Below are 26,634 nucleotides of genomic sequence, written 5' to 3'. Positions count from 1 at the left end.
TGTATATTACGTTTGATGTGACGGATACTAATCTCAGGGTCAAGTGGTGAATGTTGCATAAAGTGGACGCTTTTGTTCCATTCACCCAACACATCATCAAACGAAAGAGAGGCAGCAGTGAATGAAAGCAACTGGAATTGTACGCCGCATCGATGATCTAGGTAGAGTGGTTATTCCGAAGGAGATTCGCAGAACATTGCGCATCCGGGAAGGAGATCCACTTGAGATTTTCGTCGACCGCGATGGAGAAGTAATTTTGAAGAAATATTCGCCGATTAGTGAGCTAGGAGACTTTGCGAAGGAATATGCTGATGCATTATTCGACAGTTTGGGTCATTCCATTCTGATTTGTGATCGAGATACGTATATTGCTGTATCCGGCAGTTCGAAAAAAGAGTACTTAAATAAATCCATCAGTGATTTACTTGAACGAACAATGGACCAGCGTAATTCTGTATTAGAAGAAAGCAAAAAAGAAATTCAACTTGTCGATGGTATTGATGATGACGTATCTGCTTATACCATTGCACCTATTGTTGCAAACGGAGATCCGATTGGCGCCGTCGTCTTATTTTCTAAAGAGCGTTCAATGGGGGAAGTGGAGCATAAAGCGGCAGAAACGGCAGCTGGCTTCTTAGCCCGTCAAATGGAACACTAGGTCTAATAATTGTATATCATTTTGATAAAACAAAAGAATGCCGATGAAATCATTTTGATTTTGTCGGCGTTTTTTATATGGAATGAAACAAAACGAGGAATGTGCCGTCTACTCCTTAGAAAGAAACGGCTTTTCATTCACGTATGATATAATGAGTGCGTTTAACTGTAGATCTATTTTTAAAGGAGTCATCCATGAAAAATGCTGTGAATCAGCCGCATTGGCTTTTCCAAGGTGCGGTGATTTTGACCATCGCAGGCTTGTTATCAAAGATATTAAGTGCCGTTTATCGTGTTCCGTTCCAGAACATCGTAGGAGACACTGGATTTTATATTTATCAGCAAGTGTACCCCTTCCTTGGTATTGCGATCATGCTCGGCACCACAGGGTTTCCTGTTATGGTGTCCAAGCTTCTGAGTGACCATGGGGAAGAGAATCGACAGATCATTACACGGGTATCCTTGGTCTATATCACCTTACTGAGCCTAGTCTTATTTCTTTGTCTTTACATAGGAGCAGGCAGAATTGCGGGCCTTATGGCGGACAGTCAATTGATCCTGCTTATCCAAATGAGTGCTTTTGTATTTTTATTTCTGCCGCTTACCGTGATGCTGAGAGGCGTTTTTCAGAGTGACGGTATGATGCTTCCAACGGCTGTTTCTCAATTGGTTGAGCAGCTCATCAGGGTAGGCGTCCTGCTTGTTTTATCCTTCTATTTCGTCAAGCATGGCTATTCGCTTTATGAAACAGGGGCGGGTGCAGTTTTCTCTTCCATAGCGGGAAGTACGGCCTCGCTAATACTGCTTCTTTTTCTTTGGCTGACTTACCGAAAACAGTCTTCTACACGTATGGCAGTCAAGCAGGCGACACTTCGGAAAAAGGATGTTTTGAAGAGTTTGGTGCTGTATACATTGACGATTTGTGTCAGCGGACTGCTCATTTTATGGATGCAAATGATTGATGCTTTTCATCTGTATGCGTTGCTGCGCAGTGAGGGATTGAGTGAAGCCGCGGCAAAGGCGGCAAAAGGTGTGTATGACCGAGGGCAGCCGTTTTTACAGCTAGGGACAGTGTTTGCCATTAGCATCGGGACTTCTCTTGTGCCATTTTTATCAGCGGCCATGAGGAATGGAGAGCATGAAGTGATCAGGCAAAAAGTACGGACATCGTTTAAAACCACGTTGGTTTTAGGGATTGGTTCAGCAGTTGGGCTGATTTGTATTCTTTCGTCAGTTAATACAATGCTTTTTCGTAATGATTTAGGAACCGATGCGCTGCAAATATTCTGTATTTCCATCGCATTTACATCGATTGCGATTACGCAAGCAGCTTTACTTCAAGGGCTTGGGCATACTGTGTATCCGGCTGTTGTGGTGCTGCTCAGTGTGCTGGTGAAATGGATACTTACGCTTGCACTGGTCCCGCTATTTGGCATCTACGGTGCCGCATGGTCAACCGTGTGCGGTTTTCTTGCTGCCGCTCTGCTCAATGCCGTTTATTTGAAACATAAAGGGTGGATTTCGTTGAGAGAGCTGTTCCCAGTGAAAATTCTTTTATCAGCCGCTTTCATGGCCATTGTCTTAATAGGGTATCAGGCGCTGTTTTCTTGGGTCATTCCCTTTGAAAAACGTCCTTTTTCCGTTTTAGAGAGCCTGACGTCAGTTTTTATTGGTGGTTTCGCCTTTTTATATAGTATTCTTAAGCTAGAAGTATTTACGGACGAGGAATGGAGACTCATTCCATTAGGAGAAAAGATTTTATATTTTAAACAGATGAGAGGGAATCAAAATGGCAGGTAAGATTACCGTCGTCGGTCTTGGGGCAGGCGACATGGATCAGCTGACGCTCGGTGTTTACAAGCAGCTGAAGCAGGCGAAAGAAGTATTTATGAGAACGCAGGACCATCCGCTGACCGCAGAGTTGATGCAGGAGGTCCCATCGCTGACCTTTTTTGATGAGATTTATGAAAAGCACGATCAGTTTGATTCGGTCTATCAGGAAATCACGGAAATTTTATTTACAGAGGCTGCTGAAAAGGAGATTGTGTACGCAGTACCAGGTCACCCATTTGTCGCAGAAAAGACCGTCCAGCTATTAGTTTCTCAGCAGCAAGAGCGCGGGATTGAGGTGTCTGTTGCAGGTGGACAAAGCTTTTTAGATGCGACGTTTAACTCCTTGCAGATCGACCCAATCGAGGGATTCCAATTCGTTGACGCAGGAGATATGAGAGCGGACGATCTGAAATTGACCCAGCATGTCCTCATTTGTCAGGTATATGATCAGATCACTGCTTCGAATGTGAAACTCACGCTGATGGAAAAGCTTCCAGACGATTATGAAGTCTATATTGTGACTGCGGCTGGAAGCAGCCTGGAACAGATTACTGCCGTTCCTTTATTTGAACTTGATCGAGATGTGTCGATAAATAACTTAACAAGTGTTTATGTACCTCCGGTTCAAGATGAAAAGCTGCTTTATCAACAATTTGACACCTTCCGTGACGTCATCCGTACATTAAGAGGTCCGGGCGGCTGTCCATGGGATCAAAAACAAACCAATGAGTCACTGAAACCCTATTTAATTGAAGAATGCTATGAACTGCTTGAAGCGATAGATGAAGATGATCCAGACCATATGGTGGAAGAGCTCGGAGATGTGATGCTGCAGGTGTTACTTCATGCTCAAATCGGTGAAGATGACGGCTTTTTCTCAATTGATGATGTCATCCAGCATGTCACAGAAAAAATGATACGTAGACATCCCCATGTGTTTGGCGACACAAATGTTTCTGAAGCAGAAGAGGTGGTCGTCAACTGGGAAAAAATCAAGCAGCAGGAGAAACCGGAGCGGGCAGCCTCCATGTTGCAATCCATCCCGGCGACGCTTCCAGCACTAACAAAGGCATATAAGCTCCAAAAGAAAGCCGCCAAAGTAGGCTTTGATTGGACAGATGTGAAAGATATTTGGAACAAATACGAAGAAGAAAAGCAGGAATTTCTCGTTGAAGTGGCAGAGAAGCCGGACGAAAGTGCAACGAAGCAGATGAAAGATGAATTTGGAGATCTTTTGTTTGTTCTCGTCAACATTGGAAGGTTCTATCAGCTAGAGCCTGAAACAGCGCTCGCTTCCGCCAACACAAAATTCATGCGACGTTTTCAGCATATCGAACAAAAAGCAAAGGACATGGGACGTTCATTAGAGGATTTAACGCTAGAGGAAATGGACGATCTATGGAACGATGCCAAACGTATAGAAAGAGGTGAGTAAACATGAGATTAGATAAATTTTTAAAAGTGTCTCGTTTAATAAAAAGAAGAACATTGGCCAAAGAAGTCGCTGATCAAGGCAGAATTTCTATTAACGGCACACAGGCGAAAGCCAGCTCTGACGTGAAAGAAGGAGACGAGCTTAAAATCCGTTTTGGTCAAAAACTAGTGACGGTTCAAGTGAACGAGTTAAAGGACACAACGAAAAAAGAAGAAGCCGCTGGCATGTATACTGTGCTAAAAGAAGAAAAAACAGCGGAATAGGGCTTGTTCTAAATGATCCTCCTGTCACATACAATGCAGTAACAATGCAAGTATGAGATATGGGGGATGTATAAATGAATCAATATTATAATCAACCTCAAGGCACGAAGCTGTCATCAGAAGCGGAACACAATATCACAATGCGAAACAGAAAGCATTTAGATATTACCGGCGTCAAACAGGTGGAGAGCTTTGATAATGAAGAATTTCTGCTTGAGACGGTCATGGGGATTCTCGCTATCCGTGGAGAAAATCTGCAAATGAAAAACCTAGACGTCGAAAAAGGCGTTGTGTCGATTAAAGGACGTGTCTTTGACTTAATTTATGTAGATGAGCAGCACGGGGAGAAAGCTAAAGGATTTTTTAGCAAGCTGTTTAAATGACGCTGACAGTCCAGTTTTATACGATGCTTTCGATGGTAGCGATGGGCATCTGGCTGGGCGCATCGCTTGATACGTACAAGCTGTTTGTGAATCGGGAAAAGACAGCAAAATGGCTTTTGATCATACACGATCTCCTTTTTTGGCTGGTACAGGGACTCTTATTCTTTTATGTTCTGCTGCTGACAAATGAGGGAGAATTCAGGGTTTATATCTTTCTAGCTGTTGCACTAGGTTTCTCGATGTATCAGGCATTGATGAAACAGCTGTATATGAATATTCTCAAGTTTATGGTGATGTGTGTGTATCAAGCCGCTCTCATCTTGAAACGGCTGGTCAAGTCCATCGTCTTCCAGCCAATCCGCTGGCTGATGACCTTAATTATAAGTGCTATTATGTTCTTGCTCCACTTGCTCTTACGTCTTGTTCATTTTACGTTTCGGCTCGTGTGGAAGGTGCTGTCCATTGTTTGTTATCCGCTCATCTGGTTACTTAATGTGACCATCATTCATCGGATTCCCGAAAAATGGCGAACATCAATGAGATTGTTTTTCTCTAAAGGAGCAGGAATTTTACAAGGGACCAAGAAATTATCTGGTACCATCAAAACGAAATGGAAACAATTCTGGACAAAGTAAGAGAGGAGGCCTTCAACCGTGAACAAGAGAAAAAGAAATATCGCACAAATTCAAAATGATTATCAAAAACAAATGGAACAGCAAGCACAGCGCTTAAAACGCAAACGCCGTGGACTCCTAAGAAGGCTTACCGTGTTTGGTGTGATCGTGCTCATGTTTGCTGTCTTGGTGACAAGTGCCCTCTGGTCGCAATCGTCTTCATTAAAGGAAAAAGAAGAGAAGAAGGTTGCACTCGAAAAAGAATTGAAGCAATTACAAACAAAGCAGGAAGATATTTCTGATGAAATTAAAAAGCTGAAAAGCAAGGAATACGTACTCGAACTGGCACGACGGGACTATTATATGTCCAAAAAAGGCGAAAAAATCTTTGATGTGGGCAATAAGAGCGATTAGCCTTGTTGACACTTAAAATTCAGTTTATGTATAATTGAACAAATGAGATTTTTTTATAAGTCTAAGGAGGAGCACTTTTTTTATGTCGATTGAAGTTGGCAGCAAGTTACAAGGGAAAGTTACGGGCATTACAAATTTTGGAGCTTTTGTGGAGTTGCCAGGCGGTTCAACTGGTCTCGTTCATATCAGTGAGGTAGCCGATAACTATGTAAAAGATATTAATGAGCATTTAAAAGTCGGTGAACAAGTTGAAGTGAAAGTGATTAACGTTGAAAAAGACGGTAAAATCGGCTTGTCCATTAAAAAAGCAAAAGATCGTCCTCAACAACAACAATCAAGACCGAGCAGAAATGATTTCCGTCCGAAGGAATCGTTTGAGCAAAAAATGAACAAATTCTTAAAAGATAGTGAAGACCGCTTAACATCTTTAAAACGTAACACGGAATCAAAACGTGGGGGACGCGGAGCAAGAAGAGGTTAACTTGTTGCTGCTTTCTATATATCTTTCACAACAAAGCACCTGCTGACCGCAGGTGCTTTTTTTCTTGATCCATACGACATTTTTTGAGATTTCGTCATTTAATTTAAAACTTCCTATTGACGGACAAGCGATTCCTTTGTATTATAGATCTTGTGCTTCTTAGCGCATTTTCATTATGGCGGTGTAGCTCAGCTGGCTAGAGCGTACGGTTCATACCCGTGAGGTCGGGGGTTCGATCCCCTCCGCCGCTATCCTTTTGATTAGAACATAAAAGCAAGGCCCGTTGGTCAAGCGGTTAAGACACCGCCCTTTCACGGCGGTAACACGGGTTCGAATCCCGTACGGGTCATCTTCGAAAACAGCCTTCCTTAGGAAAGCTGTTTTTTTGTGTCTTCGTAAAATTCTGATGAAAGACATCGACTTTCATGAAAGTATGCCTCTTTGACAAATAAAGCGTCGAACGTTTTATGGAAACGACAACTTCTTTTGACAAAATTTCTTTTTCACCTTCGCTATAATGACAAGCAACGAATATCAGGTGGGGGATGAAAAGATGGAAAAACTAGAAAGAAGAACTGATTTAACAGGAGCGGGGTTTGAAAGAATCAGTGCAGGGTTAAAAAAGATGAAAAACCTGTTTCTTCATCATACGCATTCTCTTTTTTTCTATAAAGGGTTTATTTATGTCGTTCTTGGTTTTTTATTAGGACGAGCCTTTATATTATCTGAAATTATGCCGTTTGCTCTGCCTTTCTTTGGCTCTATGCTGCTTATCAAAAGAGATAAGTCCATGCTCGCTTGTCTCGCTTTACTTGCTGGAGCTATGACGATATCACCTCAAAATGCATTGTTTGTGTTTGCGTCGCTGATCGTATTCCTTCTGATGTCCAAGGTGGTTTCTTTCATCATCAAAGACCCAGTGAAAACATTGCCGGTTGTCATTGTGCTGTCAATGCTGATCACCAGAGGAGCATTTGTTTACCTAGAGCAAGGTGCTGTGCAAAGCTACGATTACGTCATGGCGGGTGTCGAAGCAGGACTTGCTTTCATTTTGACACTGATTTTCCTTCAAAGCCTGCCGATTTTTACAGTCAGAAAAATCAAACACTCCTTAAAGGTTGAAGAAATTATTTGTTTTATGATTTTGATTGCCTCAGTTTTAACAGGTCTGGCCGGGATCACATTTCAAGGAATGCAGGCAGAACATATTTTGTCACGATATGTAGTGCTGAGCTTTGCTTTTATTGGAGGAGCGAGTATTGGTTGTACAGTGGGTGTCGTCACTGGATTAATTCTTGGTCTCGCTAATATCGGAAACCTTTATCAGATGAGTCTTCTTGCCTTTTCAGGTTTATTAGGGGGATTGCTGAAAGAGGGGAAGAAAGCAGGAGCAGCCATTGGCTTAATTGTGGGTTCCTTACTTATTTCCTTGTACGGAGAAGGATCAGCAGGACTCATAACCACGCTATATGAATCATTGATTGCGGTTGCGCTCTTCTTGCTCACGCCACAATCAGTGACCTCTAAGGTAGCGAAATATATTCCTGGTACGGTAGAGCATGTACAGGAACAGCAGCAATACGCCCGGAAAGTACGAGATGTGACAGCAAAAAAGGTAGACCAATTTTCTAATGTATTTCATGCACTGTCTGAGAGTTTTGCGACATTTTACGAATCCATTCCTGAAGAAAAAAAACAGGAAGAGGATGTAGATCTTTTTTTAAGTACGATCACAGAACGATCCTGTCAAACGTGCTATAAGAAAAATAAATGCTGGGTGCAGAACTTTGATACAACCTATGAACTGATGAAACAAGTTATGCATGAATCTGATGAAAAAACCTACGAGCAAAACCGGAAATTGAAGAAGAAATTTAGCCAGCACTGCTCAAAATCAAAACATGTCGAGGAATTGATTGAAGAGGAGATCGCTTACTATAAAGCCAATCAGACCCTGAAGAAAAAGGTCCAAGACAGCAGACGACTGGTAGCTGAACAACTGATGGGCGTTTCACAAGTGATGGAGGATTTTTCCCGGGAAATAAAACGGGAAAGAGAACAGCATTTTATTCAAGAAGAGCAGATGATAGAAGCACTTCAACACTTTGGAATTGAAATTCAGCAAGTAGAAATTTATAGCTTAGAGCAGGGGAATGTCGATATTGAAATGAGAATCCCATATTGCCAAGGGCATGGTGAATGTGAAAAAATCATCGCCCCTATGCTCTCAGATATTTTAGAAGAACAGATTTTAGTCAAAGCAGAGCAGTGTGCAGAGCACCCAACAGGCTATTGCCACGTTGTATTTGGTTCTGCAAAATCATATCGAGTGGCTACAGGCGTAGCGCATGCAGCAAAAGGCGGAGGATTAGTGTCTGGAGACAGCTACAGTATGATGGAGCTGGGTGCGGGCAAATATGCCGCAGCTATTAGTGATGGAATGGGCAATGGAGCAAGGGCTCATTTTGAAAGCAATGAAACGATTAAGCTGTTAGAAAAAATATTGGCATCAGGTATCAATGAAAAAGTAGCGATCAAAACCATTAATAGTATTTTATCTTTACGAACGACAGATGAAATCTATTCAACATTAGATTTATCCATTATTGATTTACAGGATGCGAGCTGTAAGTTCCTCAAGATTGGTTCAACACCCAGCTTTATTAAACGGGGTGATCAGGTGATGAAGGTACAAGCAAGCAACTTACCGATTGGAATTATTGATGAATTTGAAGTGGAGGTTGTGAGTGAACAGATGAAGGCAGGAGATCTGCTGATTATGATGAGTGATGGCATTTTCGAAGGACCAAAGCATATTGAAAATCATGATCTCTGGGTGAAGCGCAAAATGAAAAGCTTTAAAACAGAAGATCCGCAAGAGATTGCTGATTTATTAATGGAAGAGGTCATTCGAACAAGATCGGGTCAAATTGACGACGATATGACGGTTGTTGTCATCAGGCTTGATCACAATACTCCAAAATGGGCATCCATTCCGACGGGTACATTCTATCTTGAGAAACAAGAGATTTCTTGAAATATCGTATAATATGAAATTCTTCTGGCGATGATGGGGATATAAAGCATTCAGTTACGATCCCAGGAGGAATGAAGATGCGAAAAGGTCACGTAAACCAAATCTTATTGATTACAGATGGCTGCTCAAATCACGGGGAAGATCCACTTGCGATTGCCTCATTGGCAAAGGAACAAGGGATTACAGTCAATGTCATTGGCATTATGGAGGAAAACAGACACGATCATGAAGCAATGAAAGAAGTTGAGGGGATTGCTCTAGCAGGCGGAGGCATTCATCAAGTTGTCTACGTCCAGCAGTTATCTCAAACGGTACAAATGGTCACAAAAAAAGCGATGACACAAACCTTACAAGGTGTTGTGAATAAAGAATTGCAGCAAATACTTGGCAAAGATACTGAAATAGAAGAGCTTCCGCCTGATAAGCGCGGGGAAGTGATGGAAGTAGTCGATGAGTTAGGAGAGACAGTTCACCTTCAAGTACTTGTGCTTGTTGATACAAGTGCAAGTATGAGACCGAAGCTGCCGACCGTTAAAGAAGCACTCATTGATCTCTCCATTAGTTTAAATTCAAGAATTGGTGAAAATCAGTTTGGGATGTGTATATTTCCCGGGAAAAACTCAGATGCTGAAATTGTGTTGAATTGGACGCCTCGATTCGATTCACTATCATCTATTTTCCCGAAACTGACCACAGGAGGAATCACTCCAACTGGACCAGCGCTTCGAGAAGCGCTCCAGCATTTCAAATCAGTTCGTTCGCGTAAAGGGCTGCTTGAAGCAAAGGAAGAGCATGATGAATTCGGCTTCTAACATTCCGTTAGGCACGGTGATTCAAGGGAAATGGCATCACCATCATTACCGCATTGTAAAAGAGCTGGGAAAAGGGGCGAACGGTATTGTCTATCTAGCCGAATCGCCAAATGGTCAAGTAGCCCTTAAAGTGAGTGATGACAGTATGCTCATTGCATCTGAAGTCAATGTATTAAAATCCTTTTCTAAGGCTCCTGTGAAAACCATGGGGCCTTCTTTTTATGATATGGATGATGCGATTTATCCCGGCATGCTTCAAAAGCGTTCCTTTTATGTGATGGAGTATGTCAGAGGCCCATTACTGCTGGAATTTGTAAAACAAAAAGGAGATGAGTGGATCGTCGTTTTAATGGTTCAGCTTTTATCTAATTTGGCTCATTTACATCAAGAAGGGTGGATATTTGGTGACTTGAAGCCAGATAATCTCATCGTGTCAGGTCCCCCGGCCGCGATTCGGTGCATTGATGTAGGGGGAACGACAAAAGCGGGCAGGGCAATCAAGGAATATACAGAGTTTTTTGATCGAGGCTATTGGGGATTCGGCACAAGAAAGGCAGAGCCATCCTATGATCTATTTGCCTTAAGCATGGTAATGGTGAATTGTGCGTATAAGAAAGAATTCAAAAAAGGAGCAGAACCAGAAAAGCAGCTTTACAGAGCCATTGAAGGACATCCTTTATTAAAGCGATATGAGAGGGTATTAAAGGCTGCTCTACAAGGTAAATATCAATCAGCGGCGGCTATGAAGAGTGCGATGCTGAAAGAAGGACAGCTGATCGCTTCAAGAAAAGCGAGTCAAAAGAAGCAGCAGAAAAAAAACGGGCAAAAGCCCGCTGTTCAACAAAATCAACATGTGACTTCACGATCGAGAGTTGCCGCAGCAAAAAGAACACAAGTACGCAAAAAATCGGGTGGGCTTTTTGAAACTATTCTTATCGTGTGCAGTGTACTTGCTCTTTACTGTGCATATGTAGTTTTGTTCCTGCTATAGACCTGTAAAAAAGCAGGCTTCATCTTTGCTTGGAGCTACTGAAAGTGATAGGATATGTATATCTTTAAATTACCTGCTCTTTGTGAGGAGGAAGTTGTGAATAGAATTGAATCATTTTTGAAAAAACATGATGTTTACCTTGAAAATACGACAGTCATTGTCGGGGTTTCTGGCGGACCAGATTCCATGCTTTTACTGCACGAACTAAACAAACGTCGCAAAGATTCCTTTCAGCTGATTGCAGCCCATGTAGATCACATGTTCAGAGGAGAAGAATCTTTTGCTGATTTGGCATTTGTTGAGGCATACTGCAAGGAGCAAGAAATTCCTTTTGAATCGGCCCGCATACAAGTTGCCCAATATGCAAAAGAAAACCACTTAAACAAACAGGCAGCTGCAAGAGAGTGCAGATATGCTTTCTTTCGTCAATTGATGGAGCAATACAACGCTCAATTTATAGCGCTTGCACATCATGGGGACGACCAAGTAGAAACAATGATGATGAGGCTTGTGAGAGGGACAGTTGGAATAGGGCTCGCAGGTATCCAAGCAAAACGTCCTTATCAAGGTGGATGGCTGATTCGGCCGCTCATTGGATATTCCAAGGATGACGTGCTGACCGCTTGTGAAAAAGAACATATCCCCTATGTCATTGATCAAAGCAATCACACAGATGACTACTTGAGAAACCGGGTAAGAAGACACATTCTTCCCGTGTTAAAAGAAGAGGCACCTCATGTACATGAAAGCTTTCAGTTTGTAAGTGATATGCTGACTGAAGATGAGCAATACTTGCAGGCATTAACAAAGGAACAAATGAACCAAGTGATAACGAATCAATCGCCTAAGCAAATTAAGATCAAAACGAAGCCTTTGCTTGACCTGCCTTTGCCTTTACAAAGAAGAGGCATTCAACTAATATTAAACTATCTTTATGAAAACACTCAATCAGCGTTTTCAAACCAGCATATTCTAGGGACTTTGGACTGGTTATCTCATACCGAACAACCGTCTGGATCATTAGATTTGCCAAAAGGTTTACAAGCTGTCAAGTCTTATGATTACTGTATGTTTACCTTTGAACGATCGCTTGTACTAGACCAGTCTTATGCTCTTCACTTAAAGGGCGAACTTGGAGAGAAGCTTTTCCTTCCAAATGGGCAGTCTATTGTGGTATCAAATCATGTTCCGGAGGATGCACGGAACGGAAACCATTTTTTCTTGCTTCAAAAAGATCATGTTCGTTTCCCTTTGATCATTCGCTCACGAAAAAATGGTGATCGAATTAAACTTAAAGGGATGAATGGATCAAAAAAGGTGAAGGATATATTTATTGATAAAAAAGTGCCTCTTGCAGAAAGAGACAGCTGGCCGATCGTCACTGACTCGGATCATCAAATCATCTGGATCCCAGGTCTGAAAAAATCCGTTTTTGAAGAAATTGATATGACAAACAGCGATCTCATTGTATTACAATATAGACAGCATGAAAATTTGTAGGGGGCAAGCAAAAGCATGAAACAAGATATTGAAAAGGTTTTGATCTCAGAAGAAGAGATCCAGCAAAAAGTGAAGGAACTGGGTGCAACATTAACCAGCGATTATGATGGTAAATTTCCCCTGGCTATTGGTGTATTGAAAGGGGCTCTTCCATTTATGGCAGACCTGATCAAACACATTGATACATATTTAGAACTTGATTTTATGGATGTATCTAGCTACGGAAAATCTACCGTATCTTCAGGAGAAGTAAAGATCATTAAAGATCTAGATACTTCTGTTGAAGGAAGAGATATTTTAATTATGGAAGATATCATCGACAGTGGGTTAACTTTGAGCTATCTGGTAGAGCTTTTCCGATACCGTAAAGCAAACTCCATAAAAATTGTGACATTGCTTGATAAACCAAGCGGTCGTAAAGCAGACATCAAAGCAGATTATGTTGGATTTGAAGTGCCAGATGCATTTGTTGTCGGCTATGGATTGGATTTCGCTGAACGTTACCGAAACCTCCCGTATATTGGAGTGTTAAAACCATCTGTTTACGAAGGCTAATCAGCATACGTATACATGAGGTTATTGGTTGTATTGGAATGATTTTCTATGATACTATTGAACATAGTTGTGCTTACTGTGGGAGGAGGTAAGGAATGAATCGGGTTTTTCGTAATACGATTTTTTATATACTTATTTTATTACTTGTGATAGGGGTAGTCAGTTGGTTAGGATCCCCTAATCAAAAGCCTGAGAACATGTCTTACAGCAAATTTTCGCAAAATCTAAGTGCGGGAAAAGTGGAGAGTATCTCCATTCAGCCTGTAAGAGGGGTTTATGAAATTCGTGGTCAATTAGATGGCGCGAAGAAAGATGAATACTTCATTACCCATGTTCCAGATGGTCAAGGTGTTGACCAGATTTACAGTGCACTGAAGAATACAGATGTAAAAGTAGAACCCGCACCTGAAACAAATGGATGGCTGCAAGTTTTGACAACCATCATTCCGTTCATCATCATCTTTATCCTGTTCTTCTTCTTATTAAACCAAGCTCAGGGCGGTGGAAGCCGTGTTATGAACTTTGGTAAAAGTAAGGCGAAGCTTTACACAGAAGAGAAGAAGCGTGTGAAATTTAAAGATGTTGCCGGTGCAGATGAAGAAAAGCAAGAGCTTGTAGAAGTGGTTGAATTCCTGAAGGATCCACGTAAATTTGCGGAGCTTGGCGCAAGAATTCCTAAAGGGGTTTTACTAGTAGGACCTCCAGGTACAGGTAAAACATTACTTGCGAGAGCATCTGCAGGAGAAGCAGGCGTTCCTTTCTTCAGCATCAGTGGTTCTGACTTCGTCGAGATGTTCGTCGGTGTCGGTGCATCACGTGTACGTGATTTATTCGAAAATGCGAAAAAGAATGCACCATGCTTGATCTTTATTGATGAGATTGATGCAGTGGGTCGTCAGCGTGGAGCCGGTCTTGGCGGTGGTCATGACGAGCGTGAACAAACGCTTAACCAGCTTCTTGTTGAAATGGATGGTTTTAGTGCGAACGAAGGTATTATTATCATCGCTGCGACGAACCGTGCAGATATCCTAGATCCTGCATTGCTGCGTCCGGGACGCTTTGACCGTCAAATTACGGTTGACCGCCCAGATGTCATTGGCCGTGAAGAAGTACTGAAGGTTCATGCGAAAAACAAACCGCTTGATGATACAGTGAACTTGAAAGCCATTGCAAGCAGAACACCTGGGTTCTCTGGAGCAGATCTTGAGAACTTACTAAACGAAGCAGCACTTGTTGCTGCCCGTCATAACAAAAAGAAAATTGATATGCGTGATATCGACGAAGCGACTGATCGTGTCATCGCTGGGCCGGCGAAGAAAAGCCGCGTCATTTCGAAGAAAGAACGTAATATCGTGGCTTACCATGAAGCAGGTCATACCGTCATTGGTCTTATCCTAGACGAAGCGGACATGGTGCATAAAGTAACGATCGTTCCTCGTGGTCAGGCAGGCGGATATGCGGTCATGCTTCCAAGAGAAGACCGTTATTTCCAAACGAAGCCAGAGCTTCTTGATAAAATTGTCGGCTTGCTCGGCGGTCGTGTTGCAGAGGAAATTACGTTTGGTGAAGTAAGCACAGGCGCTCACAACGACTTCCAGCGTGCAACAGGCATTGCAAGAAAAATGGTTACTGAGTTCGGTATGTCTGATAAGCTTGGTCCGCTTCAGTTCGGTCAAGCACAAGGTGGTCAAGTGTTCCTAGGCCGTGATTTTAACAACGAGCCGAATTATAGTGAAGCCATTGCTTACGAGATTGACCAAGAAATTCAGCGTTTCATCAAGGACAGCTACGAACGTGCGAAACAAATTCTCACTGAGAACAAAGATAAGCTAGAAATTATCGCACAAGCCCTTCTAGAAGTTGAAACATTAGATGCTGAACAAATTAAATCTCTTTACGAAACTGGAAAGCTTCCAGAGCGTGTATACGCAGATGACGAAGAGAAGAATGATGATGTGAAAGTGAACATCAAGAAAAAAGAAGATGAGGAGATCTAATCTCCCTCTGTGAAAGCTGCCGGGATCACCGGCAGCTTTTTTTATTTCAATTCCTGAATGGATCGGTTTCGAATTGTTTACAAATGGAACTCAATTCGTGTATGGTATGATAGAAAGTCGAAAAATGCTCTTTTTGAGAAACTATTCAAAGTGGTGATGAAGTTGTTACTCGTGATAGATGTAGGGAACACAAATACCGTTTTAGGTGTTTATCATAATGGCGAACTAAACTACCATTGGCGAATTGAAACAAGCCGTCATAAAACAGAAGATGAATTTGGTATGGCCATCAGGTCTTTATTTGATTATGTCGGGCTAATGTTTGACCAAATAGAAGGAATTATCATCTCGTCTGTTGTCCCGCCAATGATGTTTGCATTAGAAAGAATGTGCGAGAAGTACTTTCACATAACTCCCCAAATTGTAGGGCCTGGAATGAAGACTGGATTAAACATTATGTGTGACAATCCAAAGGAAGTCGGGGCTGATCGAATTGTGAATGCAGTAGCGGCGATTCACCTTTATGGGGCACCTCTCATTGTCGTAGATTTCGGTACAGCGACAACCTACTGTTATATCAATGAACAAAAACAATACATGGGTGGGGCGATTGCACCTGGTATTACCATCTCAACAGAGGCTTTATATACAAGAGCAGCAAAACTGCCGAGAATTGAAATTGTCCGTCCAGAACACATTGTTGGAAAAAACACCATCAGTGCGATGCAATCCGGCATCCTTTATGGATATGTTGGGCAAGTCGAGGGAATAGTGAAACGGATGAAGCAGCAAGCGAAACAAACACCGAAAGTCATTGCAACAGGCGGTTTGTCGACATTGATTGGAAATGAATCAGATTGCATTGATATTGTCGATCCGTTCTTAACATTAAAAGGACTTCAACTCATTTATGAACGTAATCGTGTAGGTGTACTATAGGAGGTTTAAAATCGAATGGATTACTTAGTTAAAGCGTTAGCATATGACGGAAAAGTCCGAGCATATGCTGCAAACACAACAGATACAATCAATGAAGCACAAAGAAGACACCATACATGGCCAACAGCATCAGCAGCGATTGGCAGAACTATGACTGCTACAGTCATGATGGGTGCTATGCTGAAAGGCGAAAATAAGCTAACGGTTAAAATTGAAGGCGGTGGACCAATCGGTGCCATCATTGCTGATGGAAACGCAAAGGGCCAAGTGCGCGGATATGTCTCAAACCCACAAGTCCACTTTGACTTAAATGAACATGGCAAGCTGGATGTTAGACGTGCAGTCGGGACATCTGGAACGTTAAGTGTTGTGAAAGATATCGGACTGAAAGATCACTTTACAGGACAAACGGAGATCGTCTCAGGTGAAATTGGAGATGACTTCACTTATTATCTTTTCTCTTCTGAGCAAGTGCCTTCCTCTGTAGGTGTAGGGGTTCTCGTCAATCCAGATAACTCGATTCTCGCAGCTGGCGGTTTCATCATTCAATTGCTGCCTGGAACAGAAGATGCTGTCATTGAAAGATTAGAAAAGCGGCTCTCAACCATTGAACCCATTTCTAAACTCATTGAAAAAGGGATGACACCAGAAGAAATTTTAGAAGAAGTACTCGGAGAAAAACCTCAAATTTTAGAAACTGTACCTGTCGAATTTTCTTGTAACTGCTCAAAAGAACGTTTTGCTAATGGCATTATCAGCCTAGGGAAAGCCGAAATTGACGATATGATTGAACAAGAAGGACAAGCAGAAGCTCAATGCCATTTTTGTAACGAAACGTATGTATTTACAAAAGAAGAGCTAGAGGAGCTACGTGAAGAAATAACCCGCTAAGCTCTAAGCAGCGGGTTTTCTTTTTAGAATGGAAAGGAGACGAAAGATGAGACTGAAAGCAAGAGTGGTATGGACATTTATTCTCGTGTTGCTTATGATCAATGCCGTTGTCATTGCATATGTATTAACAAAGTCGCAAATGTCACAGGCTTCTTCAAACGGGAAGAGCGGTGAAGAAATCGCGTCGATTGGAAAAGAGAAGGTGACACGTCAAGAATGGTTAAAGAAGATGGAAGACCGCTATGGAAAGGCAACACTTGAGCAAATGATTAACCAGAAGGTGGTCAATCAGCTTGCGAAAGAAAACAAGCTTGAGGTGTCCTCAAAAGAAATCAATCGTGAATTGCTGATGCTTAAGGCGGTATCTAATAATTTCTACGAAGATGGACATACGAGTGAAAAGGACTGGACAGAACAGATTCGTTATCAAATTTTATTAGAGCAGCTTTTAACGAGAGATGCTGTCGTTTCTGAAAAAGAAGCGAAATCCTTTTATGAAAAAAACAAGGACTTATATCAATATGATGATTCATACCGTATTCGTCATATCGTCGTGAAGACAAAAGGTGAAGCTGAAAATGTTTTGAAGGATCTGAAAGGCGGATCTAGCTTCGAGGCGGTGGCAGCTGAACGCTCCATTGACCGCTACACCTCTCCATATGGCGGAGATCTTGGGTTTGTGACGGAAGAACAAGAAAGTATCCCGGCCCTATACATACAGGAAGCTCAAAAGCTTCAGCCAGATGAATGGACAAAAGAACCGATCGAGACCAAAAACGGGTATGCCATTATTCAATTGAAAGAAAAATTAGATGGCCGCTCCTTCTCGTATGAAGAAGTCAAAAATCAGATCAAAAGGCAGATTGCCATGGAAGATCTAGGTGAAAAGGCGAATGTCAAAACTCTGTGGAAAGAAGCAAAAGTCACATGGTTTTACGATGGCGAGCAGGACTAAAAGCATTGACAAAATTTTTCGAAATTGATAATTTAATATTAATACAATAAAATTACTCGGAGATAGAGGTGTTAGTGATGGCTCGTATTGCAAATTCAGTTTTTGAACTAATAGGAAATACACCAGTCGTTAAATTAAACCGTTTAGTAGATGAAGACAGTGCGGATGTCTACTTGAAGCTTGAATATATGAACCCGGGCAGCAGTGTGAAAGATCGTATTGCGTTAGCGATGATTGAAGATGCTGAAGCGAAAGGTACTTTAAAAGCCGGCGACACGCTCATCGAACCAACAAGCGGAAACACAGGGATCGGTCTTGCAATGGTAGCGGCAGCGAAAGGAATTAACGCCATTCTAGTGATGCCAGACACAATGAGTCAGGAGCGCCGTAACCTTTTACGTGCTTATGGTGCAGAGCTTGTATTAACACCAGGTGCAGAAGGAATGAAAGGTGCCATCAAAAAGGCAGAAGAATTGGCAGAAGAGCACGGTTACTTCATGCCTCAGCAATTTAGCAACGAAGCCAATGCGGAGATTCACCGTCGTACTACAGGAAAAGAAATTCTTGAACAGTTTGACGGCGAGCTTGATGCATTTATTGCAGGTGTTGGTACGGGCGGCACAATTACGGGTGCTGGCGAAGTCCTAAAAGAAGCCATCCCATCGATTCAGCTTTATGCGGTAGAGCCGACAGATTCTCCTGTATTATCAGGCGGAAAGCCGGGCCCGCATAAAATCCAAGGGATTGGAGCAGGTTTTATTCCTTCCATCTTAAACACGGAAGTATATGATGGCATTATCCAAGTGAAAAACGAAGATGCATTTGAGCTTGCAAGAAAAGCAGCGAAAGAGGAAGGAATCCTTGGCGGTATTTCTTCAGGAGCAGCTATTTACGCAGCACTTCAAACAGCGAAAAAGCTTGGTAAAGGGAAAAAGGTTCTCGCAATCATCCCAAGTAATGGGGAGCGTTACCTCAGCACACCTCTTTATCAATTCGATTAAACCAAAAACCCCAGCATTTGCTGGGGTTTTTTTATGAAATCTGTAGATGGAAAGTAAATACTATTTTCTAAATAAATTGGATTGCATTACAATAAGATTAATGAAAATGAAAAAGGATGATAACATGACACAACGCAGGCCGATGGGCATCAAAATTCCTTTTACGAAAGATGCATTCTTGGAAAGATACGAACAACTAACTGCTGGCGAAACACACCATGTTCTGCTTGAAAGTGCTCGCGGCGGTTCCTACAGCATTGCTGGTATTCACCCAATCGCTAAAGCGAAGGGGAAAGATGGGATGACAACCATCCATTATCAAGATGAGGTGCTGTTTAAAGAAGGCGATCCATTCAGAGCGTTTACGGATTGGTTCAAAACCCTTCAAACCGAAACGAATGAGGAATACCCTGATTTTCAAGGCGGGGCGATTGGATTTTTAAGCTATGATTATGCTAGATATATCGAGCATTTTAAGATGCTGTCCATTGATGACCTGAAAACACCTGATCTTTATTTTCTCGTGTTTAATGATGTTGCAGTCTTTGATCATAAGGAAAATATGTTGTGGCTGATTACTCACACAGAGGGAGCGGAACCTGTGAGTGTCACTCATCAAAGACTTGAAGATTTGAAGCAAAAGTGGACAAGCTCTGTAATCGAATCAGCACAATCACCTGTTTATGAATCTTCTGCAGAATTTGTACCAGCAGCACCTTTTACTGAAGAGACCTTTGGAGAAGCAGTAGAGAAGATTAAGCAATATATCACAAGCGGTGATGTGTTCCAAGTGAATTTATCCATCAGACAAGATGAACAGCTCCACACCCACCCTTATGATTTATACAAAACGTTACGTCAAGTCAATCCATCTCCTTATATGTCTTATTTGCACACGCCTGATTTCCAAATTGTTTGTGGATCTCCAGAGCTGCTGATTAAGAAAAAGGGGACTCAATTAGAAACAAGACCGATTGCGGGTACAAGATCAAGAGGCAAAGACGATGCTGAGGATCAAGCGCTGGCAAAAGAGCTCATTGAAAATGAAAAAGAACGCGCGGAGCATGTGATGCTCGTCGATCTTGAGCGAAATGATCTTGGACGCGTGTCCACTTATGGCTCAGTAAGAGTGAACGAATTTATGGCGATTGAGAAATATTCACATGTGATGCACATTGTATCCAACGTACAAGGGGAACTGCGTGATGATTGTGATGCAGTAGATGTCATGAGAGCCGTATTCCCAGGCGGCACAATTACAGGTGCTCCAAAGGTGAGAACAATGGAAATTATAGAAGAGCTTGAGCCAACAAGGCGTGGGCTTTATACTGGATCTATAGGCTGGTTTGGATTTAATCAAGATATGCACTTTAACATCGTCATTCGTACGGCGTACTGCACTGAAGGCAAAGCCTTTATGCAGTCGGGTGCTGGGATCGTCATCGATTCTGTACCAAAGCACGAATATAAAGAATCGATTAAAAAAGCCTATGCAGTAAAAAAAGCATTACAGTTGAGCAAAGAAGAGACTATTTTGAGTTAGAGGTGAGCAGAGCATGATAGTAATGATTGATAATTATGATTCATTTACGTACAACCTGGTCCAGTATTTAGGTGAGCTTGGAGAAGAATTGATCGTGAAACGGAATGATCAAGTAACCATTCAAGAAATCGAAGAGCTCAAGCCAGATTTTCTCATGATTTCTCCAGGGCCATGCAGTCCTGATGAAGCGGGAATTAGTATGGAGGCAATCAAGCACTTTGCGGGAAGTATTCCGATCTTCGGTGTATGCTTAGGGCATCAATCCATTGCGCAAGTCTTTGGAGGGGATGTCGTTCGTGCTGAGCGCTTAATGCATGGTAAAACGTCAGAGATTGAACATGACGGAAAAGGTGTCTTCACTGGACTCCAAAATCCGCTTGTCGCAACAAGATATCATTCATTAATTGTCAAAAATGAAACGCTGCCGGAGTGCTTTGACGCAACAGCCAGCACAAAGGAAGGCGAGCTCATGGCCATTCGCCATAAAGAGCTGCCAATTGAAAGTGTACAGTTTCATCCTGAATCGATTATGACGTCCTTCGGAAAAGAAATGCTTAAAAATTTCATTGAAACCTATCGTAAAAAGGGGCATGAAGTAAACGCATGATCATTTATCTGAACGGTCAGTATATAGAGGAGAAAGACGCGACTCTTTCTCCTTTTGATCATGGTTTTCTATATGGCATCGGTGTATTCGAAACATTTACCAGCCTGGCAGGACAAGTCTTTCTGTTAGATTGGCACCTTGAAAGGCTCAACCAATCATTGCGTGACCTTTGCATCGAATCCACAATAGAGAAACCATTTGTACTCGACATCATTCATACCTTACTAAATAAAAACGAATTAGCCGGTGGTCATGCGAGAATTCGATTCAATGTTTCTGCGGGCAGGGGCAATGGATTTTCTGCAGATCCTTATGAAGAGTCTGTCGTGTTTGTCATGATCTCTCCATTCCGGCCCGAATCTGTTTTAGATGAGAAACAGGGAGTCATTCTTCAAACGAGGAGAAATACGCCGGAAGGTCCGAGGCGCCTCAAGTCTCACCATTATATGAACAACCTGGTTGCAAAAAGAGAAGTGGGAAATGACCCGAAGTTAGAAGGTATCTTTTTAACAAAAGAAAATGATGTGGCAGAAGGCATTACCTCCAATGTATTTTGGCGAAAAGGCGATGTGATTTATACACCGTCACTTGATACAGGCATTTTAAATGGGGTCACTCGTCGATATTGTATCGAAACACTCCAAGCGATGGAGGCTTCACTAAAAGTAGGGCGATACCCAGTCTCCCATTTGCTATCAGCTGATGAGGCATGGATGACCAATTCTGTTCAAGGGGTTGTGCCTTTCAGAAGTATAGGGGAAATCTCCTTTCCCCAAAACAGCCGGATCTTCTCAACGAAATTGAGAGCACAATATACAAAAGAACGTCTAGATTATAAAGAGTAGGTGGACACAATGACACAACAAGTGATAAAGCAGCCTAAAGTCATACAAGCCAAGCACCACACCCTTAGTTATGAAGAAAAGACATTGGTCATGGGCATTTTAAATGTCACACCTGACTCTTTTTCAGATGGAGGAAAGTTTAATCAAGTGGATAAAGCGCTGGCACATGCAGCACAGCTGATAGAGGACGGGGCACATATCATTGATATTGGCGGAGAATCGACTCGCCCAGGAGCGGCATTTGTCTCAGAACAAGAAGAGCTTTCAAGAGTCATTCCCGTCATTGAAAAGATCACGAAAGAATTGGATGTACCGATTTCCATTGATACGTATAAAGCCCATGTGGCAGATGAAGCAGTGAAAGCCGGAGCTTCCATCATTAATGATGTATGGGGAGCGAAGGCAGATCCTCAAATGGCGCATGTGGCAGCGAAGCACAATGTGCCGATTATTTTAATGCACAATCGGCCAGAGCGAAATTACACACATTTGATTTCAGATATGATCGCAGATTTGAAAGAAAGTGTTCAGATTGCGAAACAAGCCGGTGTCCGTGATGACATGATCATATTAGACCCAGGTGTAGGGTTTGCGAAAAATAAAGAGGACAACCTGATGGTCATGAATGAGCTCGAACATTTTTGTCACCTTGGGTATCCACTGCTCTTAGCTACATCTCGAAAACGATTCATCGGAGCTGTCTTAGACCTGCCACCGGAAGAACGTACTGAAGGAACGGGGGCCACAGTCTGTCTTGGGATTCAAAAAGGCAGTGCGATGGTTCGCGTACATGATGTAAAAGAAATCGCAAGAATGGCAAAAATGATGGATGCCATGCTGAATAAGGGAGGCGCTTATCATCGATAAAGTATATGTAAATGGAATGGAATTTTACGGCTACCATGGCGTATTTGCAGAAGAAAATAAATTAGGACAGCGGTTCCGTGTGGATTTAACAGCTTCACTCGATTTAAGTAAAGCCGGACAAACTGATGACCTCAATCAGACCATCAATTATGCGGAGCTCTACCAAATCTGTAAAAGCATTGTAGAGGGTGAACCAGTCAACCTCGTTGAAACACTGACAGAAAGAATTGCGAGCCAAGTGCTAAAGGACTTTCCGACAGTTCAGGAATGTACAGTGAAGGTAATCAAACCAGATCCGCCAATTCCAGGACACTATCAGTCCGTTGCCATTGAAATGACGAGATCGCGCGCATGAACAATACCGCATACATTGCTTTAGGTTCGAACATAGGGAAAAAGGAAACCTATTTAAAAGAAGCTGTGAAAAAACTGCACGAACATCCAGATGTTCAAGTAGAATCGATCTCATCTATATATGAAACAACACCTGTAGGTTACGAAAACCAAGATGACTTTTTAAATATGGCTGTGAAAATTTCCACCTCGCTTCGTCCAAATGAATTACTGGCACTTACTCAGAAAATCGAGCAAGAGTTAGGCAGAACAAGAGAAGTGAGATGGGGACCGCGAACGGCTGACCTTGACATTTTACTTTATAATCGTGAAAATATTGAAACAGAACAGCTTGTAGTGCCGCATCCTAGAATGTACGAACGTTTATTCGTTCTCGTTCCGATGAGTGAGATTTGCCCAGAAATCGGCGAAGTACAAATAAATGCCGTAACAGACCAAGAAGGTGTAAGCATATGGAAAAAGAAATGTGGGGTAGAAGAATTCGTGCATACCGAAAGCTAAAAGGGTATACTCAGGAAGGGTTCGCGAAAAGACTGGGCATCTCTGTCTCTGTCTTAGGAGAAATTGAGCGTGGCAATCGATTACCAACCAACCAATTGGTTGGTCAAATAGCAGATGCTTTAAATATAACGGTGGAAGAACTTTCGCCAATTCTTGAAGAAGAAAGGAGGGGAAATGATGTTTAAAATCGGAGATATCGACATTAAAAACAAAGTGGTGCTCGCGCCTATGGCTGGTGTGTGCAACTCTGCCTTCAGACTGACAGTGAAAGAGTTTGGAGCAGGTTTAGTCTGCGCTGAAATGGTCAGTGATAAGGCGATCCTGATCAACAATGCAAGAACAATGGGTATGCTATACATTGATGAACGGGAAAAGCCTTTGAGCCTTCAGATATTTGGAGGAGAAAAAGACACTCTCGTTGAAGCGGCAAAGTTTGTAGACCAGAATACCACAGCGGACATTATTGATATCAACATGGGCTGTCCTGTGCCGAAGATTACGAAATGTGATGCAGGAGCGAAATGGCTGCTTGATCCAAACAAGATTTATGAAATGGTCTCTGCTGTTGTAGATGCTGTAGATAAACCTGTTACGGTGAAAATGAGAATGGGCTGGGACGAAGATCATATCTTCGCTATCGACAATGCCCGTGCTGTTGAAAGAGCAGGTGGACAAGCGGTTGCGCTTCACGGACGGACACGTGTGCAGATGTACGAAGGAACAGCGAATTGGGATATTATAAAAGAGGTCAAACAATCTGTTTCCATTCCAGTCATCGGCAATGGAGATGTCAAAACCCCTCAGGATGCAAAACGTATGCTTGATGAAACGGGTGCAGATGCTGTCATGATCGGAAGAGCCGCACTAGGAAACCCATGGATGATCTACCGAACGGTTCATTATTTAGAAACGGGTGAATTGAAAGAAGAGCCAAACGTACGTGAGAAGATGTCAGTGTGCAAGCTTCACTTAGACAGACTCATTGATCTAAAAGGCGAGCATGTGGCTGTCAGAGAAATGAGAAAGCACGCAGCATGGTACTTAAAAGGTGTCCGAGGCAATGCGGACGTGAGAAATCAAATCAATCAGAGTGAAACGAGAGCGGAGCTTGTACAAGTTCTTGATAACTTTACGATCGAAGCCGAGGCAAAAGAGCTTCAAAGTATAAAAGTAGGATAAGACTATCTTTCTTTTTGTAGCTCACTGCTAGTGCATGTACTGGCAGTTTTTCTGCTTTTCTCTGCAAAATACATTAATGGAGTGATATAAATGAGTAATGAAGGGCTTAATAACGAAGAATTAAATGACCAATTCCAGGTCAGACGTGACAAAATGAATAAAATGAGAGAAGAGGGTATCGATCCATTCGGTGAACGATATGACCGTTCTCATCAATCTGCCCAAATTATTGCTGAATACGATGAGTTTTCTAAAGAAGACTTAGAAGAAAAGTCTGCCCAAGTGACAATCGCTGGACGTATGATGACTAAGCGCGGAAAAGGGAAAGCTGGCTTTGCGCATATACAAGATTTAGAAGGACAAATTCAAATCTACGTTCGTAAAGATAGTGTAGGAGAAGAAGCTTACGAATTATTCAAAAGCTCAGACCTAGGCGATATTATCGGTGTAACAGGAACAGTATTTAAAACGAATGTAGGAGAACTTTCTATTAAAGCGACTAGCTTTGAGGTTCTCACAAAAGCACTTCGCCCGCTTCCTGATAAATATCATGGACTTAAAGATGTTGAACAACGTTATCGTCAGCGTTACCTTGATCTGATTGTAAATCCAGAAAGTAAGCAGACGTTCATCATGCGAAGCAAGATCATCCAATCTATGAGAAGATACTTAGATTCTAAAGGATACCTAGAAGTTGAAACACCAACAATGCACAGCATCCCTGGTGGTGCATCAGCACGTCCTTTCATTACTCATCATAATGCACTGGATATGCCGCTTTATATGCGTATTGCGATTGAACTGCACTTAAAACGCCTCATTGTCGGTGGCCTAGAGAAAGTATACGAGATTGGCCGTGTATTCCGTAACGAAGGTGTATCAACTCGCCATAACCCAGAATTCACTATGATCGAGCTTTACGAAGCTTACGCAGATTATAAAGACATCATGAACCTAACCGAAAACCTGATTGCTCATATTGCCGAAGAGGTACTAGGAACAACCACGATTCAATATGGAGAAGATGAAATTGACCTCAAGCCTGAATGGAAGAGACTCCATATGGTTGAAGCGGTCAAAGAAGCAACTGGTGTAGACTTCTGGCAGGAGATGTCCGTAGAAGAAGCGCAACAGCATGCAGCTGATCACGGAATTGAAATTACGAAAAACATGACAGTAGGTCATATCATCAATGAGTTCTTCGAGCAAAAAGTTGAGGAAACTTTGGTACAGCCTACATTTATTTACGGACACCCAGTGGAGATTTCTCCATTAGCTAAGAAAAATCCTGAAGACCCTCGCTTCACAGATCGCTTTGAGCTATTTATCGTACGCCGTGAACATGCTAATGCATTCACAGAGCTAAATGATCCAATCGATCAAAGAGAACGTTTCGAAGCTCAATTAAAAGAACGTGAAGAAGGAAATGACGAAGCGCATCTAATGGATGACGATTTTGTTGAAGCATTAGAATATGGTATGCCTCCAACAGGCGGACTAGGAATCGGTATCGACCGGTTAATCATGCTATTAACAAATTCTCCATCAATCAGAGATGTACTGCTTTTCCCACAAATGAGAAACCGCTAATACATCAATTAAAGCGCCATTATAACTATGGCGCTTTTTATTTTTCATAAAATGAAACTTTTTTTAAAAAAACTATTGCAAGGAAAGAATCAAGGTGGTATATTATTATTCGTTGCCGCAAAACAGCAGCGAGGTTAAAAAAAGAAATTGAAAAAACTTCTTGACTTTAACCGATACGAAATGTTAAGATGTTAAAGTCGCTTACGAGCGATAACGAATATGATCTTTGAAAACTAAACAAGACAAAACGTACCTGTTAATTCGAGTTTTTATAAAAAAATCCTATGATATATCATAGGTAGTCAGTCAAACACTGACGAAAAACAAAACTTCGGTTTTGTACTTTTTCGGAGAGTTTGATCCTGGCTCAGGACGAACGCTGGCGGCGTG

The 26,634-nt window shown here is 42.1% G+C and carries 26 protein-coding genes, 2 tRNA genes and 1 pseudogene; all 29 read left to right on the top strand.

Annotation, left to right across the window (positions count from 1 at the left end; translation table 11 throughout):
• Positions 1 to 121: 121 nt before the first annotated feature.
• The 29 genes and pseudogenes from spoVT (at position 122) to lysS (ending at position 26,244) form a co-directional block, all read left to right on the top strand.
• Positions 122 to 658 carry a stage V sporulation protein T gene (spoVT, locus tag SB660_RS18085; protein WP_003217990.1) on the top strand — a complete coding sequence of 179 codons (537 nt, stop codon included), beginning with the start codon at positions 122 to 124 and terminating at the stop codon, positions 656 to 658.
• A gap of 194 nt (positions 659 to 852) precedes the next feature.
• A complete protein-coding gene (locus tag SB660_RS18080) occupies positions 853 to 2,457 on the top strand; it encodes a putative polysaccharide biosynthesis protein (RefSeq protein ID WP_410583633.1) in 1,605 nt (534 codons plus the stop codon).
• Positions 2,447 to 3,925: a bifunctional methyltransferase/pyrophosphohydrolase YabN gene (gene yabN, locus SB660_RS18075; RefSeq protein ID WP_180309721.1), complete on the top strand. Its 1,479-nt coding sequence runs from the start codon at positions 2,447 to 2,449 to the stop codon at positions 3,923 to 3,925. Before SB660_RS18080 ends, yabN begins: the two co-directional genes overlap by 11 nt.
• A gap of 2 nt (positions 3,926 to 3,927) precedes the next feature.
• Positions 3,928 to 4,188, top strand: coding sequence for an RNA-binding S4 domain-containing protein (locus SB660_RS18070; RefSeq protein WP_003217975.1), 261 nt, complete (start codon positions 3,928 to 3,930; stop codon positions 4,186 to 4,188).
• 74 nt (positions 4,189 to 4,262) lie between these two features.
• A complete protein-coding gene (yabP, locus tag SB660_RS18065; RefSeq protein ID WP_003217974.1) occupies positions 4,263 to 4,571 on the top strand; it encodes a sporulation protein YabP in 309 nt (102 codons plus the stop codon).
• A complete protein-coding gene (yabQ, locus tag SB660_RS18060; protein WP_061406497.1) occupies positions 4,568 to 5,206 on the top strand; it encodes a spore cortex biosynthesis protein YabQ in 639 nt (212 codons plus the stop codon). The genes yabP and yabQ overlap by 4 nt, the downstream gene beginning before the upstream one ends.
• 18 nt (positions 5,207 to 5,224) lie before the next feature.
• A complete protein-coding gene (locus SB660_RS18055; RefSeq protein WP_003217952.1) occupies positions 5,225 to 5,599 on the top strand; it encodes an FtsB family cell division protein in 375 nt (124 codons plus the stop codon).
• Between the two features lie 82 nt (positions 5,600 to 5,681).
• Positions 5,682 to 6,080 (top strand): S1 domain-containing RNA-binding protein, encoded by a 399-nt coding sequence (locus SB660_RS18050; protein ID WP_003217901.1) that lies wholly within the window; start codon positions 5,682 to 5,684, stop codon positions 6,078 to 6,080.
• A gap of 177 nt (positions 6,081 to 6,257) precedes the next feature.
• Positions 6,258 to 6,331 (top strand) — tRNA-Met (locus tag SB660_RS18045).
• Positions 6,332 to 6,357: 26 nt separating this feature from the next.
• Positions 6,358 to 6,429: transfer RNA gene (locus tag SB660_RS18040), tRNA-Glu, on the top strand.
• 204 nt (positions 6,430 to 6,633) lie between these two features.
• Positions 6,634 to 9,117 carry a stage II sporulation protein E gene (gene spoIIE / locus SB660_RS18035; RefSeq protein WP_144463329.1) on the top strand — a complete coding sequence of 828 codons (2,484 nt, stop codon included), beginning with the start codon at positions 6,634 to 6,636 and terminating at the stop codon, positions 9,115 to 9,117.
• Between the two features lie 77 nt (positions 9,118 to 9,194).
• Positions 9,195 to 9,929, top strand: a complete 735-nt coding sequence (locus SB660_RS18030) for a vWA domain-containing protein (protein WP_410583629.1) — start codon at positions 9,195 to 9,197, stop codon at positions 9,927 to 9,929.
• Positions 9,913 to 10,920 (top strand): protein kinase domain-containing protein, encoded by a 1,008-nt coding sequence (locus tag SB660_RS18025; protein ID WP_410583627.1) that lies wholly within the window; start codon positions 9,913 to 9,915, stop codon positions 10,918 to 10,920. Before SB660_RS18030 ends, SB660_RS18025 begins: the two co-directional genes overlap by 17 nt.
• A 96-nt stretch (positions 10,921 to 11,016) precedes the next feature.
• Positions 11,017 to 12,439, top strand: a pseudogene (gene tilS, locus SB660_RS18020) (tRNA lysidine(34) synthetase TilS).
• Positions 12,436 to 12,975 carry a hypoxanthine phosphoribosyltransferase gene (gene hpt, locus SB660_RS18015; protein ID WP_003217950.1) on the top strand — a complete coding sequence of 180 codons (540 nt, stop codon included), beginning with the start codon at positions 12,436 to 12,438 and terminating at the stop codon, positions 12,973 to 12,975. The pseudogene tilS and the gene hpt overlap by 4 nt, the downstream one beginning before the upstream one ends.
• A 95-nt stretch (positions 12,976 to 13,070) precedes the next feature.
• Positions 13,071 to 14,972: an ATP-dependent zinc metalloprotease FtsH gene (ftsH, locus tag SB660_RS18010; protein WP_410583625.1), complete on the top strand. Its 1,902-nt coding sequence runs from the start codon at positions 13,071 to 13,073 to the stop codon at positions 14,970 to 14,972.
• A 162-nt stretch (positions 14,973 to 15,134) separates the two neighbouring features.
• A complete protein-coding gene (locus tag SB660_RS18005) occupies positions 15,135 to 15,911 on the top strand; it encodes a type III pantothenate kinase (protein WP_180309719.1) in 777 nt (258 codons plus the stop codon).
• A gap of 15 nt (positions 15,912 to 15,926) precedes the next feature.
• Positions 15,927 to 16,802, top strand: coding sequence for an Hsp33 family molecular chaperone HslO (gene hslO / locus SB660_RS18000; RefSeq protein WP_410583623.1), 876 nt, complete (start codon positions 15,927 to 15,929; stop codon positions 16,800 to 16,802).
• Positions 16,803 to 16,854: 52 nt separating this feature from the next.
• Positions 16,855 to 17,757: a peptidyl-prolyl cis-trans isomerase gene (locus SB660_RS17995; RefSeq protein ID WP_224925996.1), complete on the top strand. Its 903-nt coding sequence runs from the start codon at positions 16,855 to 16,857 to the stop codon at positions 17,755 to 17,757.
• Between the two features lie 77 nt (positions 17,758 to 17,834).
• Positions 17,835 to 18,758 (top strand): cysteine synthase A, encoded by a 924-nt coding sequence (gene cysK, locus SB660_RS17990; protein WP_012008673.1) that lies wholly within the window; start codon positions 17,835 to 17,837, stop codon positions 18,756 to 18,758.
• Positions 18,759 to 18,882: 124 nt separating this feature from the next.
• Positions 18,883 to 20,301, top strand: coding sequence for an anthranilate synthase component I family protein (locus tag SB660_RS17985; RefSeq protein ID WP_410583620.1), 1,419 nt, complete (start codon positions 18,883 to 18,885; stop codon positions 20,299 to 20,301).
• A 13-nt stretch (positions 20,302 to 20,314) separates the two neighbouring features.
• Positions 20,315 to 20,908, top strand: a complete 594-nt coding sequence (pabA, locus tag SB660_RS17980) for an aminodeoxychorismate/anthranilate synthase component II (protein WP_058015850.1) — start codon at positions 20,315 to 20,317, stop codon at positions 20,906 to 20,908.
• Positions 20,905 to 21,753 (top strand): aminodeoxychorismate lyase, encoded by an 849-nt coding sequence (gene pabC, locus SB660_RS17975; protein ID WP_410583618.1) that lies wholly within the window; start codon positions 20,905 to 20,907, stop codon positions 21,751 to 21,753. Before pabA ends, pabC begins: the two co-directional genes overlap by 4 nt.
• A gap of 9 nt (positions 21,754 to 21,762) precedes the next feature.
• The gene (folP, locus tag SB660_RS17970; RefSeq protein ID WP_058015852.1) at positions 21,763 to 22,620 is read left to right on the top strand and encodes a dihydropteroate synthase; all 858 of its coding nucleotides are present in this window, start codon (positions 21,763 to 21,765) and stop codon (positions 22,618 to 22,620) included.
• Positions 22,613 to 22,975: a dihydroneopterin aldolase gene (gene folB, locus SB660_RS17965; protein WP_081042369.1), complete on the top strand. Its 363-nt coding sequence runs from the start codon at positions 22,613 to 22,615 to the stop codon at positions 22,973 to 22,975. The genes folP and folB overlap by 8 nt, the downstream gene beginning before the upstream one ends.
• Positions 22,972 to 23,475 carry a 2-amino-4-hydroxy-6-hydroxymethyldihydropteridine diphosphokinase gene (gene folK / locus SB660_RS17960; protein WP_410583616.1) on the top strand — a complete coding sequence of 168 codons (504 nt, stop codon included), beginning with the start codon at positions 22,972 to 22,974 and terminating at the stop codon, positions 23,473 to 23,475. Before folB ends, folK begins: the two co-directional genes overlap by 4 nt.
• Complete coding sequence (locus tag SB660_RS17955; protein ID WP_410583614.1) at positions 23,427 to 23,660, top strand: helix-turn-helix domain-containing protein; 234 nt, start codon at positions 23,427 to 23,429, stop codon at positions 23,658 to 23,660. The genes folK and SB660_RS17955 overlap by 49 nt, the downstream gene beginning before the upstream one ends.
• On the top strand, positions 23,653 to 24,654 hold the full coding sequence (gene dusB, locus SB660_RS17950) for a tRNA dihydrouridine synthase DusB (RefSeq protein WP_061406505.1): 1,002 nt from the start codon (positions 23,653 to 23,655) through the stop codon (positions 24,652 to 24,654). Before SB660_RS17955 ends, dusB begins: the two co-directional genes overlap by 8 nt.
• Positions 24,655 to 24,744: 90 nt before the next feature.
• On the top strand, positions 24,745 to 26,244 hold the full coding sequence (gene lysS, locus SB660_RS17945; protein WP_012008682.1) for a lysine--tRNA ligase: 1,500 nt from the start codon (positions 24,745 to 24,747) through the stop codon (positions 26,242 to 26,244).
• Positions 26,245 to 26,634: the final 390 nt, after the last annotated feature.

The sequence above is a fragment of the Bacillus sp. SIMBA_005 genome (genome assembly GCF_046535585.1).
GTDB lineage: Bacteria > Bacillota > Bacilli > Bacillales > Bacillaceae > Bacillus > Bacillus pumilus.
This window is presented reverse-complemented; position numbering and strand designations above follow the sequence as displayed.

Bases quoted from the DNA above. Each gene is read 5' to 3' on its own strand.
- pabC (WP_410583618.1), top strand. From the start codon at position 20,905: ATGATCATTTATCTGAACGGTCAGTATATAGAGGAGAAAGACGCGACT.
- cysK (WP_012008673.1), top strand. From the start codon at position 17,835: ATGGCTCGTATTGCAAATTCAGTTTTTGAACTAATAGGAAATACACCA.
- spoIIE (WP_144463329.1), top strand. From the start codon at position 6,634: ATGGAAAAACTAGAAAGAAGAACTGATTTAACAGGAGCGGGGTTTGAA.
- folP (WP_058015852.1), top strand. From the start codon at position 21,763: ATGACACAACAAGTGATAAAGCAGCCTAAAGTCATACAAGCCAAGCAC.
- pabA (WP_058015850.1), top strand. From the start codon at position 20,315: ATGATAGTAATGATTGATAATTATGATTCATTTACGTACAACCTGGTC.
- yabQ (WP_061406497.1), top strand. From the start codon at position 4,568: ATGACGCTGACAGTCCAGTTTTATACGATGCTTTCGATGGTAGCGATG.
- SB660_RS17985 (WP_410583620.1), top strand. From the start codon at position 18,883: ATGACACAACGCAGGCCGATGGGCATCAAAATTCCTTTTACGAAAGAT.
- dusB (WP_061406505.1), top strand. From the start codon at position 23,653: ATGTTTAAAATCGGAGATATCGACATTAAAAACAAAGTGGTGCTCGCG.
- folK (WP_410583616.1), top strand. From the start codon at position 22,972: ATGAACAATACCGCATACATTGCTTTAGGTTCGAACATAGGGAAAAAG.
- yabP (WP_003217974.1), top strand. From the start codon at position 4,263: ATGAATCAATATTATAATCAACCTCAAGGCACGAAGCTGTCATCAGAA.
- lysS (WP_012008682.1), top strand. From the start codon at position 24,745: ATGAGTAATGAAGGGCTTAATAACGAAGAATTAAATGACCAATTCCAG.
- ftsH (WP_410583625.1), top strand. From the start codon at position 13,071: ATGAATCGGGTTTTTCGTAATACGATTTTTTATATACTTATTTTATTA.
- yabN (WP_180309721.1), top strand. From the start codon at position 2,447: ATGGCAGGTAAGATTACCGTCGTCGGTCTTGGGGCAGGCGACATGGAT.
- spoVT (WP_003217990.1), top strand. From the start codon at position 122: ATGAAAGCAACTGGAATTGTACGCCGCATCGATGATCTAGGTAGAGTG.
- hslO (WP_410583623.1), top strand. From the start codon at position 15,927: ATGGATTACTTAGTTAAAGCGTTAGCATATGACGGAAAAGTCCGAGCA.
- SB660_RS17955 (WP_410583614.1), top strand. From the start codon at position 23,427: ATGGAAAAAGAAATGTGGGGTAGAAGAATTCGTGCATACCGAAAGCTA.
- SB660_RS18080 (WP_410583633.1), top strand. From the start codon at position 853: ATGAAAAATGCTGTGAATCAGCCGCATTGGCTTTTCCAAGGTGCGGTG.
- SB660_RS18025 (WP_410583627.1), top strand. From the start codon at position 9,913: ATGAATTCGGCTTCTAACATTCCGTTAGGCACGGTGATTCAAGGGAAA.
- SB660_RS18050 (WP_003217901.1), top strand. From the start codon at position 5,682: ATGTCGATTGAAGTTGGCAGCAAGTTACAAGGGAAAGTTACGGGCATT.
- hpt (WP_003217950.1), top strand. From the start codon at position 12,436: ATGAAACAAGATATTGAAAAGGTTTTGATCTCAGAAGAAGAGATCCAG.
- SB660_RS18030 (WP_410583629.1), top strand. From the start codon at position 9,195: ATGCGAAAAGGTCACGTAAACCAAATCTTATTGATTACAGATGGCTGC.
- SB660_RS18070 (WP_003217975.1), top strand. From the start codon at position 3,928: ATGAGATTAGATAAATTTTTAAAAGTGTCTCGTTTAATAAAAAGAAGA.